The sequence below is a fragment of the Winogradskyella vincentii genome (assembly GCF_020166345.1).
Lineage (GTDB): Bacteria > Bacteroidota > Bacteroidia > Flavobacteriales > Flavobacteriaceae > Winogradskyella > Winogradskyella vincentii.
Window position 1 is genome coordinate 472,496 of record NZ_JAIUJS010000002.1, and the last position, 12,287, is coordinate 484,782.

At 34.4% G+C, this 12,287-nt stretch carries 8 protein-coding genes; 2 read left to right on the top strand and 6 right to left on the bottom strand.

What is annotated here, in order from left to right; all coding sequences use genetic code 11:
- The first annotated feature begins 120 nt into the window (after positions 1 to 120).
- The gene (locus LBV24_RS05290; protein WP_224477545.1) at positions 121 to 2,754 is read left to right on the top strand and encodes a T9SS-dependent M36 family metallopeptidase; all 2,634 of its coding nucleotides are present in this window, start codon (positions 121 to 123) and stop codon (positions 2,752 to 2,754) included.
- Positions 2,755 to 2,767: 13 nt separating this feature from the next.
- Positions 2,768 to 3,217 carry a nucleoside deaminase gene (locus tag LBV24_RS05295; RefSeq protein WP_224477546.1) on the top strand — a complete coding sequence of 150 codons (450 nt, stop codon included), beginning with the start codon at positions 2,768 to 2,770 and terminating at the stop codon, positions 3,215 to 3,217.
- 50 nt (positions 3,218 to 3,267) lie between these two features.
- Here LBV24_RS05295 and LBV24_RS05300 read toward each other — a convergent pair whose 3' ends face one another.
- From LBV24_RS05300 to LBV24_RS05325, 6 genes are all read right to left on the bottom strand, one after another.
- A complete protein-coding gene (locus LBV24_RS05300; protein WP_262901999.1) occupies positions 3,268 to 3,459 on the bottom strand; it encodes a cold-shock protein in 192 nt (63 codons plus the stop codon).
- A gap of 179 nt (positions 3,460 to 3,638) precedes the next feature.
- A complete protein-coding gene (locus tag LBV24_RS05305) occupies positions 3,639 to 3,884 on the bottom strand; it encodes a hypothetical protein (RefSeq protein ID WP_224477547.1) in 246 nt (81 codons plus the stop codon).
- On the bottom strand, positions 3,881 to 5,662 hold the full coding sequence (locus LBV24_RS05310) for a chloride channel protein (protein WP_224477548.1): 1,782 nt from the start codon (positions 5,660 to 5,662) through the stop codon (positions 3,881 to 3,883). The genes LBV24_RS05305 and LBV24_RS05310 overlap by 4 nt, the downstream gene beginning before the upstream one ends.
- A gap of 44 nt (positions 5,663 to 5,706) precedes the next feature.
- Complete coding sequence (gene aspS / locus LBV24_RS05315; protein ID WP_224477549.1) at positions 5,707 to 7,461, bottom strand: aspartate--tRNA ligase; 1,755 nt, start codon at positions 7,459 to 7,461, stop codon at positions 5,707 to 5,709.
- Between the two features lie 100 nt (positions 7,462 to 7,561).
- Entirely contained in the window at positions 7,562 to 11,107 is a 3,546-nt protein-coding gene (locus LBV24_RS05320; RefSeq protein ID WP_224477550.1) for an efflux RND transporter permease subunit, read from the bottom strand.
- 5 nt (positions 11,108 to 11,112) lie between these two features.
- Entirely contained in the window at positions 11,113 to 12,279 is a 1,167-nt protein-coding gene (locus LBV24_RS05325) for an efflux RND transporter periplasmic adaptor subunit (RefSeq protein WP_224477551.1), read from the bottom strand.
- Positions 12,280 to 12,287 lie beyond the last annotated feature (8 nt).

Genomic DNA, 12,287 nt, shown 5'->3' on the forward strand with positions numbered 1-12,287 from the left:
TACGATATTCACAACATCAGACACCCTGGTTTTAGAATTCCTCAATATTTTGTTATTTTCGTAAAAAAAATTGCGGAGGCTATAATTATAAGTCTCACATAATCCCTAATTAACAAAAAGATGAAAAAGAACTACATTGTTTTTGCATGGCTTGTTGCGCTATTATTTTCAGGAAATTTAGTTACTGCACAGAACACTTTGGAAGCGTCACAATTCGGAACTTTAATTTTAGATTACTTAAAGGAGAACAAAGACCAATACAACTTACAAAATGAGGATTTAGAAAATATTATTGTAAGAGATTCTTATACCGATGATGCTGGTGTAAGCTATATATACTTAAATCAAACATATCAAGGAATAGAAATCTTTAATGCTATTTCAACAGTTGTAGTTAAAGACAATAAAGTGTTTTACTATGCCAATAGATTTACTGATGATATTGTAAATCGCGTAAATACAACTAATGCAACGTTTTCACCTGAGGAATCTATAATTGCAATGGCAAATCATTTTCAATTATCTAATCCGGTAGGCTTAACACAGCTAGAAAAAAGAGGTAACTCTTATCTTTTCTCAAATGCTGGTATCTCTCAACGAGATATCACTATAGAACTTGTTTATTCACAGCAAGATCGAGAATTAAAGTTAGCTTGGGATATTGTAGTATATGCCAACGATAGTTCGCATTGGTATAGTGTGAGATTAGATGCAACCAACAATGAGGTTTTAGATGTGAACGATTTTCTTTTAACCTGTACTTTTGAGAAAGATCATACACATAATACTCCGAGTGAAGAACTTAATTTTTATAATGAAATGGTTTCTCCTTCCTCGGTTTTGGTAGATGGTGCTAGTTATAATGTATTTGCACTACCTGCTGAAAGTCCAAATCATGGTCCAAGACAATTAGTTGTAAATCCAGCAGATCCTGTCGCTTCACCATTTGGATGGCACGATGAAGATGGCTTAGTTGGTGCAGAGCATACCACAACTCGAGGAAATAATGTTTTTGCACAAGAAGATAGAGATGGTCAAGTGTTTACAAATGGATTTATGCCAGACGGAACATCTACCTTAACCTTTGATTTCCCTTTAGATATGAACCAACCTGCAGAAGGATATGAAGCTGCATCGGTTACGAATTTGTTTTACATGAACAATATGATGCATGATATCTGGTATCATCATGGTTTTGATGAGAGAGCAGGTAACTTTCAATCAAACAACTATGGCAATCCTGGTCTTCAAAGAGATGAGGTTGTTGCAGATGCGCAAGATGGAAGTGGTATTAATAATGCAACATTCGGTACACCACCAGACGGACAAAATCCTACCATGACTATGTTTATGTGGGCACCAGTAGGACCTTTAGATGATCCACTTGAAGTACAAAATGGAATAGCAGCTGGTAACTATTCTGGTGTTGAAGCTGGTTTTGGTGGACCATTATCAACTACGCCAATAACAACTCAATTGGCATTAGCAATTGATTTGTCACCTGATGTATTAGATGCTTGTAACGCAATAACTAATTCATCATTTTTAAATGGAAAAATAGCGGTAATTAGAAGAGGAGATTGTGAATTTGGTGTTAAAGTGTTAGCAGCTCAAAATGCAGGAGCCGTAGCTGTTATTATGGTAAATAATGTAGCTGGTGACCCTATTGTAATGGGTCCAGGAGCACAAGGTGCATCTGTTACAATTCCTTCTATTATGGTTACACAAGCAGATGGAGAAGCCATTATATCCTCATTAGAAAATAATAGCCAAACCATCAATGCTACTTTAGTTAATAACGGACCATTTCAAATAGATGGCGATTTTGATAATGGTATTATAGCACATGAGTACGGTCATGGAATTTCTAATAGAACTACTGGAGGACCATCAACCACTAGTTGTTTGTTTAATGCTGAACAGATGGGTGAGGGTTGGTCTGATTGGTTCGGACTAATGGTTTCAATGTATGATACTGATACTGCTGCAGAGGCAAGAGGAATAGGAACGTTTGCTGTTAGCCAACCTACTACTGGTCTAGGGATTCGTCCAAGACGATACAGTCCTGATTTTACAATTAATGAGCTAACTTATGCTGCTACCAATAATACAAGTATAAGTCAACCACATGGTATTGGTTCTGTTTGGGCAACAGTTTTATGGGATCTTACTTGGGCCTACATTGATAAATATGGATTTGACTCAGACCTTATTGACGGTGATGGAGGGAACAATAAAATTATGGATCTTGTAATACAAGGTCTTAAGATGCAACCTTGTAGCCCTGGATTTGTTGATGGTAGAGATGCACTTTTAGCAGCTGACACATTGCTAACGGGCGGATTAGATCAATGTACTATTTGGGAAGTGTTTGCTGCAAGAGGATTAGGATTTAATGCAGCGCAAGGAGATCCGGATATAAGATTAGACCAAGTTGAAGATTTTTCAATGCCACCAAGTGATGATCCTTCTTTAGACAATTGTTCTGATTTATTGAGTATTAATGAGTTCTCAAAAGATAGATTTAAAGTTTACCCTAATCCAACGCAAACCGAATTAACGATAAATACTACTGAAAGTTTAGGAAATGTCTCAATTAGCTTAATTGACGTTAATGGTAGAGTGGTGTTGAATTTGGAAAAGGATTTATTGGGTACTGTTACTTTAGACACCTCTAACCTTAAAACTGGTTTATATATTCTTAATATTAAAGGAGACTCAATTAATTTCAACGAAAAGATAATTAAGAACTAATTATCTTTAGATTATGATTAATCCTTATGACGATACTTACTTTATGAAAAAAGCCCTTCAGGAAGCTGAAGAGGCTTTTGATAAAGGTGAGGTTCCCGTAGGAGCAATAATTGTTGTTAAGGATAGAATAATTGCACGATCACATAATCTTACAGAACTATTAAATGATGTAACTGCACATGCAGAAATGCAAGCTATTACCTCAGCGTCTAATTTTCTAGGAGGTAAATATCTAGTAGGTTGCACGCTTTACGTGACCTTAGAACCCTGTCAAATGTGTGCTGGTGCATTATACTGGAGCCAAATTTCTAAAGTAGTTTATGCAGCGACTGATGAAAAAAGAGGGTTTAAGGCGTTAGGTGCGAAACTTCATCCAAAGACCAAAGTGATTGGTGGAATACTCGAAGAAGAGGCGTCAGACTTAATGAAGCGATTTTTTATCGAGAAGAGAAATTTGAACTAAAAAAAACGCCCAACCATTGGTTGAGCGTTGAAACTGTAATAAAGTATATCTTAAAGAATGCTTACGTTTGCAGCAACCATTCCTTTTCTTCCTTCTTCTTCTGTGTACTCTACATTATCGCCTTCGCGTAATTCAACACCATTAAGGTTTGATACGTGTACGAAAATGTCTTTTCCTGTTTCGTCGTTTGTAATGAATCCAAATCCTTTTGAATCATTGAAAAATTTAACTGTTCCAGTCATTATAAAATAAATAAAAATTAAAGCACAAAGGTAATGTATAAACTAATGCTTCTAGTTAATAAATCGTTTTATTTTAATTTATTGAAAATTAATGAGTTTTAAGTAGTGACAAAAAATAAATGTTAATTTATTGATTTTAAAGATGTTAACCTTGTTCTAAAAGTTGAGAAAAGATATATTTAATACTTATTAATTTTTTGATTTTCTCTCATTTTATCAAGATTTTCTTTTGTTAACATGTAATCTTTCATGCTTTTACCCTTCCAACGATAATAAGAGAATAGGGGGAATACAATAAAGAAAATACCAATTACACCAAAACCAATTAACTTTTGCGAATAGTCTAACTCCAACAGAAAACCACAAATAATACTGGTTATGGAGGCAATGAGAGTTAGAAACGTTATGATTTTTATCAACTTCATGATGTGAAATTAATTAATTCGCGTCGATAAGCCGTTAACAATTTGGATTTAGAAACAAAACCATAGTATTTATTATCCTTTATAACTGGCAAATTCCAGGCGCCAGAATTTTGAAATTTTTTCATTACAACTTCCATGGAGTCATTTTCAAAATGTATGTACTCAGGAGGCTTATGCATAAAGGTTTCAACTGTAGTGGAGTTGTATAACGTTTGATCAAACATTACAGTTCTTATATTGTCTAATAATATTATACCCACAAAATTATTTTCTTCATCAGTAACGGGGAAAAGATTTCTATTAGATTTAGAAACACCATTTTTCAGCATTTCACCTAAGCTCATCTCTGGGTGCAGTTGAATAAAATCTTTTTCAATCACTGACTCTAATTTCATCAAGGTAAGTACGCTTTTATCCTTGTCTTGGGTGAGTAGAGCGCCTTTTTCGAGTAGTTCTTTGGTATAAATAGTATGATCAAGACCATTTTTGTTTATTATAAAAGACATAGAAGCAGTAATCATGAGTGGTATGAACAATTCATATCCACCTGTAATTTCAGCAATTAAAAATATGGCTGTAAGAGGCGCATGAAGAACACCAGCAATTAATCCGGCCATTCCAATTAATGTAAAGTTGGCTTCCGAAACTGAAAAACCTAGTCCACAATTATTTATCACTTTGGCGACAACATTTCCTAATGCACTACCCATTACAAGTGTAGGGATTATAATTCCACCTGTTCCACCTGCAGCAAAAGTAGTTGTCATTGCAATAGCCTTGAATATTGTAATTCCGAAGAGTAATCCAATTACGATCCAAATGTTATCCATATAGTCATTAAATGGATTACTACCTAATGCTTTAATATCGTTACCTAATAATAAATCATTTATAAAACCAAATCCTTCACCATATAAAGGAGGAATAAAAAATAGCATTACACCAATTGCTAATCCACCAATTATAAGTTTTCGTTTTGCCGATTTAAGTCTGTTGAATAAAGATGAGATTCCAAAGTACATTTTTGAAAAATATATAGACGCAATACCAGTCCCTATTCCCAATATAATATAGAATAAGGTGTCTTTTATTATAAATTTTTCAGTGACATTAAAGTCAAAAAGTACACTATCTCCAAGAAAAAAATAAGATGTTATTACCGAGGAAACAGATGCAATTAACAATGGTAATAACGAAGCAAATGTTAAGTCTAGACTAAATATTTCTATTGCAAAAATGATGGCTGCAATAGGTGATTTAAAAATTGACGCAATTGCTCCAGCTGAGGCACATCCTATCAATAAGCTTCTTGTTTTTCTATCAATGTGCAGCAAACGGCTCAGATTAGAACTCATTGCTGATGCAGACGCAATTGCCGGACCAAGTAATCCTACTGAACCTCCAAATCCAACTGTAAGTGGAGCAGTTACTAATGGTAAATAGATATTCCTTTTATTAATAATTCCGTCTCTTTTAGACAATGAAAATAGAATAGATGGAATTGCATGTTCACTTGGTTTTTTCGAAATGTACTTTACAAAGAGATACACTAGCAATAATCCTATAATCGGTAGAATGAAGTAAATACTATTTTCAGAAAGAATAATTCCCTTTTGAAAAATTGACTCTATTGCAAAAGTTACATTCTTAATAAAAACAGAAATGATACCTGCGAGTAAACCAATCACTAAACTCAATAAGAAAATGAAGTTCTTCTCGGAAATATGTTTGTATCTCCAAATGTGAATCCGTTTAAATATTGTTGACTTTACTGGCATTATTTATCTAATTAAAAAACCCTGCACTTAGCAGGATTTTTTAGTTATGACTTTAAATTAAGTTTCAAATTCAATTCATCTAGTTGATCCTCATCGATTGGTGCCGGAGCATCAATCATTACATCTCTCCCTGAATTATTTTTAGGGAAAGCAATAAAATCTCTAATGGTTTCTTGTCCACCTAAAATTGCAACTAGTCGGTCAAGACCAAAAGCAATACCACCATGTGGCGGTGCACCATACTCAAATGCGTCGATAAGGAAACCAAATTGAGCTCTAGCTTCTTCTTCAGAGAATCCAAGATGCTTAAGCATAATTGCTTGAGTAGGTTTATCATGAATTCTTATAGAACCACCTCCAATTTCATTTCCATTGAGTACCAAATCGTATGCATTTGCTTTTACTTCACCAGGTTTAGTATCTAACAATTCTAATTGACCTGGTTTTGGTGATGTAAATGGATGGTGCATTGCATGGTAACGTTCTGTCTCCTCATCCCATTCCAAAAGTGGGAAATCCATAACCCAAAGTGGTGCAAATTCATCTGCCTTACGTAATCCTAATCGTTCAGCTAATTCCATCCTTAGGGCACTAAGTTGTGCTCTAACTTTATTGGTTTCACCAGATAAAACACATATTAAATCGCCTTTATTTGCACCCGTAACTTCAGCCCATTTAGCCAAATCGTCTTGGTCATAGAATTTATCTACAGAAGACTTATACGTACCATCTTCATTGCATCGGCAATATACCATACCTAAAGCACCAATTTGAGGTCGCTTTACCCAATCTATGAGTTTGTCAATTTCTTTTCTTGTATAACTATTTCCGCCTGGCACTGCTATACCTACTACTAATTCTGCTGAATTGAAAACATTAAAATCTTTATGCTGTGCTACTTCATTTAGTTCACCAAACTCCATCCCGAATCTAATGTCTGGTTTGTCATTTCCATAAAGACGCATGGCATCATCATAAAGCATTCTTGGGAATTTCTCAACCTCAACTCCATTGATTTCTTTTATGAGATGGCGCGTTAAGCCTTCAAATGTATTTAGGATATCTTCTTGTTCTACAAATGCCATTTCACAGTCTATCTGTGTAAATTCTGGTTGTCTATCAGCCCTTAAATCTTCATCTCTAAAACACTTTACAATCTGAAAGTATTTATCCATACCGCCAACCATAAGCAATTGCTTAAAGGTCTGTGGCGATTGTGGTAATGCATAAAATTGACCTTCATTCATACGAGATGGTACAACAAAATCTCTAGCACCTTCTGGTGTAGATTTTATTAAATAGGGTGTTTCAACCTCAATAAATCCTTCACCAGACAAATAATTCCTTACAGCCTGTGCCACCTTATGTCTAAAGATTAAACTCTCTTTAACAGGATTACGACGAATATCTAGATATCGATATTTCATGCGTAAATCATCTCCACCATCAGTGTTGTCTTCAATTGTGAATGGAGGTACTAATGATGTGTTGAGAATATTTAATTCTGAGACTAAAACTTCAATATCTCCAGTAGGAATATTTGGGTTTTTTGAAGCACGTTCTACGACAGTACCTTTTGCTTGAACAACAAATTCACGACCCAGTTTTTGAGCCTTTTCCATTATATCCTTCGAAGTACGTTCTTCATCAAAATAAAGCTGTGTAATACCGTATCGATCTCTTAGATCAATATAAATCATAAACCCTTTGTCTCTTACACCTTGTACCCAACCAGCTAGAGTAACTTCTGTATTGCTATGTGCAGCTCTTAACTCGCCACATGAATGCGTTCTATACATAATGAAAATTTAATCCTGCAAATTTAATCAACTTCAGAAGATAAATAAATAAAAGCCTCAACAATTGTTGAGGCTTTTGGCTATTAATCAATGCACTTATTTACTCCAGTGCGGGAGTTTGTTCAGTATTTGATTCTAATTCTATAGATGAGCTTCCAAATTTCCTCCTAAGCCACATTTTAAATCTCATAGATAAGTAGAATAAAACTGGCACTACGATTAACGTTAAGAAGGTCGCTATGAATAGGCCATATATTACAGTCCAAGCTAATGGCCCCCAAAATATAACATTATCACCACCAAAATATATATTGGCATCTAGCTCACTCATTAAGGTGAAAAAGTTAATGTTAAGCCCTATGGCAAGAGGTATAAGCCCTAAAATTGTAGTAATAGCAGTTAGAATTACGGGTCTCAACCTAGCTTTACCTGCTTTAATGATTTGCTTTAATAATTCATCATTAGTTAGATATTCTGAGATATCTAAATCTAATTCATTCTTTTTTCGATCTATAAGCAATTGAGCATAATCTAGTAGTACAACACCATTATTTACTACAATACCAGCCAATGAAATAATACCCATCATGGTCATTAAAATGACGAAGGATGCACCAGTAATAACTATTCCACCAAATACACCAATTAAACTTAGGGAAATCGCAATCATTATGATGGCAGGTTTAGATATTGAGTTAAACTGGAAAATTAGAATTAGAAAAATTAAGAATAAACCAGCGAAAAACGCACTCATTAAAAATGCTTGTTCTTTATTTTGTTCTTCAATTTGTCCAGTAAAATCAATCTTTATATTTGGTGGTAATTCTTCAAAATTTTTCATTTCATTTTGAATTTGATTTACCACAGCGCCAGCATCTACGTAACCTGGTGCTAGGGCTGAGTATACCGTTACTACACGTTTAGTATCCCTATGTTTTATTGCACTAAATCCTGAATTGTTATTTTGATTGGCAACTGACGAAACAGGAATTTCTTTAACTTGGCCAGAGGCCATATCTCTAAAAATTATTTTCTGATTAAAAAGTGCGCTTTTGTTATACCTTAAATCTTCATTAAAACGAACATAGATATCATAATCTTCACCATCCTCTTTATAAATACCAGCTTTAGCACCAAATAGAGAATTACGTAACTGCTGACCAACTTGACCGGAACTAACTCCTAGCTCACCAGCTTTTTCTCTATCAACAACAACTTGCATTGCTGGTTTATCTTTATTAACATCAATTTTAAGTTCATCGATGGCATCGATGTTTTTTGAGTTAATGAAATTGCGCATTCGTTCGGCGATAGCAATTAATTCATCATAGTCATCACCTTCAATTTCAATATTTATTGGAGGTCCAATAGGAGGTCCATTAGCATCCTTTTCAACTGAAATTAAAACACCTGGATAAATTCCAGTTAGTGATTCTTGCACTTTCTGACGAAGGGCCTCACTATCTTTACCTTTTCGGAATTTGTATTCTCTCATTGAGGCAGTAATCTTTCCTTTATGGGGCATTTCAGCAGAAGATCCACCATCTGTCATGGGGTTTCCTGCACCTTCACCAACCTGAGAAACGGCACTTTCTACCATGAAATTACTACCATCTGCAATAAATTCAGAATCATTTAATATACCATATACCTTAGTTTCTATTTCACTAGTAATCTTATTGGTTTTTTCAATATCAGTACCTTCAGGATATTCTATGTAGACAACAATTTGATTCGGTTTGTTGTCAGGGAAAAATTCAATTTTTGTTCTTTGCATCCCAACAGAAATTCCAAAACTTATAAATGCAATAAAGAATAATAAAACACTTCCTATCGCTATCATTTGAGGTTTCCATCCTTTTAGGGAACCAGTTAAAACATTTTCATAAGCATTTTCTAGGCGTGTTAATACTTTAGTCTGAAATGCATTGGCCGCACTTCTTAAAAATAATCTGTAAATCCAAAGTAGAATAGCAGTAACAATCATTAAGGTTCCTAAACCTCTATATGTACCACCAAAGATTACTATCAGCGCACCAATACCTACAAGAATTGCTGATATTTTCATAATTTGTTTCAGTGGCATTTCCTTATCTTCAGTAGTCATAAACTGAGATACTAAAACGGAATTAAAGAAAATAGCTACAACCAATGAAGATCCTAATACAACACCTAGTGTTTTGGGGAAATAAACCATGAATTGACCCATTAAACCTGGCCATAGACCTAATGGAATAAATGCGGCCACAGTTGTTGCTGTTGATATTATTATAGGGAATGCTATTTCACTAATACCTTTTTTAGCAGCTTCAAGTCGAGACAAACCTTCTTCGTCCATTAGACGGTATACATTTTCTACTAAAACTATACCATTATCCACCAACATACCAAGGCCCATAATGAGCCCAAATAAAATCATTGTGTTCATGGTAAACCCTAATGCACTGAGTATTGTTAGAGACATAAACATTGACATTGGTATTGCAAAACCAACGAACAAAGCATTCTTGAACCCTAAGAAGAACATCAAAACTGTAACCACCAGGATAATACCAAAGATGATATTGTTCACCAAGTCGTCAACTTGTCCTATTGTTTTTGAAGATTGATCATTTGTAGTTGTAACTCTAAGATCTAATGGAAAAACCTCTGCTTTAGCCTTTTTTACAATGTCTTCAATCTTCTCAGCGGCGGCGACCATATTCTTACCTGAACGCTTTTTTACGTCTAGCATTACAACTGCCTCACCCTTGTTTGAAATGGGATTAAACTCTCTTGCATAAGTTGTTTTATCCTTTGGTCTAAACGCAATAGTAGCTATGTCTTTGAGATATATTGGGTTGTTGTTTTCAGACTTAACTACAAAATTTTCAAGTTCTTCAGGAGAGTCAATTTCACCAATAATTCTAATGGTTCTGCGTTGTCCGCTTGTAATAAAATTACCTGCAGACATAGTCATATTTCCATTGCTTATTGCACCAGTAACATCATTGAAACTTACCTTAGATGCCATCATTTTATACACATCTACAGCAACTTCAACTTCTTTTTCTTGTGCACCTCTTATATCAACTTGCTTAATTTCTGGCAAGTCCTCAATCTCATCTTCTAAATATTCTCCAAACTCTTTTAATCGTTCTACGGGATAGTCTCCTGAAATATTGATGTTTAGAATAGGCATTTCTTCAGACATACTCAATTCAAAGACATTTGGTTCTACTTTGGCACCATTAAAAGTTGGCCAATCTTCACCAGACGTTTCACTATCAATTTCATCTTTAACCTTTTGCTTGGCTTCCTCAACACTTAGATCTTCATCAAATTCTACTATTACCATTGAGTAATCTTCTTGGGAATTGGAAGTGATTTCTACAACGTTGCTGACATTCTTTAATTTATCTTCTAACGGATCAGTTATTAGTTTCTCTATATCCTCTGCTGTGTTTCCTGGAAAAAGTGAACTTATATAAATCTTGGTCTCTTTAATTTCTGGAAAACTTTCTCTAGGCATTGAAAAATATGCTGAAGCTCCTAGAAATAGGATTAGTATAATAGCCACATACATTGTGGTCTTATTACTAATGGCCCAAGAGGATAAGCCGAATTCCTTATCAACTACTTTTTTTGTTTTCTTTTTGTTGGCCATTGATGTTAATTTTTAATCTTAACAGTTTGTTTGTTTTTTACACTTCTTGCTCCTTCTACAATGAGTTCGTCATTTTCGTTAAGCCCTGATAAAACTTCAATTTTATCTCCTTGAGTTTTACCAGTTGTAATAACTACTTGATTGGCTACAGCTTTATTCTCTACCTTTTCTTTTAATACATATACATATTGTTCTCCAGAAGCATTTTCAGATATAATACTTTGAGGAATTAAAATAGCCTTATCACTTGTGTAATCATTAATTTTCAATCTTGCAGTAAGGTTCGGTTTTATAGTTTTGTTTTTATTAGGCACGGCTATTTCTACCTTAAAAGTCCTGTTTGCAGGATTGATAAAATTACCTGTTTGTCTTATCGAAGATTTTAAAGTTTTTCCTAAAACAGGAAACATAACTTCAACTTCTTTACCATCAACGATACTGGTGATATAACTTTCTGGGACATCAGTTTGTATGTACATGTCATCTAGATTAACAATTCTAATCAATTGTGTCTGTCCTGCTGCCACTACATTACCCTGTTCTGTAATAACATCATCCACAACTCCAGTAAATGGTGCTCTTACATTAGATTTTGCTAATTGTTGTTTTAATTGATTAACAGATTCAACAGCGCTTTCGTATGTAGATTTTGCCTGTAGATATTGTATTTCACTTCCAATTTTCTGGTCCCATAATCTACTTTGTCTGTCGAAAGTGGTTTTAGCTAAATCTGCTTGAATTTGAAGGGAAGCTATTTGTTGACTTAAGCCTCCATCATCAATTTTAGCTAATAATTGCCCTTTAACAACTCTATCGCCTTCTTTCACATAAACCTTTGTTAATATCCCTGGCATTTCTGGGGTAATCACAACATTTTTCTTTGTTTCTACACTACCTTGAAGCTCTAAATAGTGCTTAAATTCTTCAGCTTTTGTTGTGATTGTAGTAATTAGTGGGATGTTTCTATCTGGGCTTAATTCCTTAAGTTGCTCATCTAATTGCTTTATTTTTTGAGCAATAATTAGTTGCTCATTTACCAATTCATCTTTCTTTGTCTGAATGGTTTTAATATCTTTTGTTGCCACTATATCTTCAATGCTCTGTTCTTTGTGTCCGCTAGAACAGGCCAAGACTAGTGAGCTGATTATTATAATGTTTAGTATTTTTTTCATGATGAATT

What these genes read in the sequence shown, in the direction of transcription:
- aspS (WP_224477549.1), bottom strand. Translation starts at nt 7,461, where the DNA reads ATGTATAGAACGCATTCATGTGGCGAGTTAAGAGCTGCACATAGCAAT.
- LBV24_RS05325 (WP_224477551.1), bottom strand. Translation starts at nt 12,279, where the DNA reads ATGAAAAAAATACTAAACATTATAATAATCAGCTCACTAGTCTTGGCC.
- LBV24_RS05320 (WP_224477550.1), bottom strand. Translation starts at nt 11,107, where the DNA reads ATGGCCAACAAAAAGAAAACAAAAAAAGTAGTTGATAAGGAATTCGGC.
- LBV24_RS05310 (WP_224477548.1), bottom strand. Translation starts at nt 5,662, where the DNA reads ATGCCAGTAAAGTCAACAATATTTAAACGGATTCACATTTGGAGATAC.
- LBV24_RS05290 (WP_224477545.1), top strand. Translation starts at nt 121, where the DNA reads ATGAAAAAGAACTACATTGTTTTTGCATGGCTTGTTGCGCTATTATTT.
- LBV24_RS05300 (WP_262901999.1), bottom strand. Translation starts at nt 3,459, where the DNA reads ATGACTGGAACAGTTAAATTTTTCAATGATTCAAAAGGATTTGGATTC.
- LBV24_RS05295 (WP_224477546.1), top strand. Translation starts at nt 2,768, where the DNA reads ATGATTAATCCTTATGACGATACTTACTTTATGAAAAAAGCCCTTCAG.
- LBV24_RS05305 (WP_224477547.1), bottom strand. Translation starts at nt 3,884, where the DNA reads ATGAAGTTGATAAAAATCATAACGTTTCTAACTCTCATTGCCTCCATA.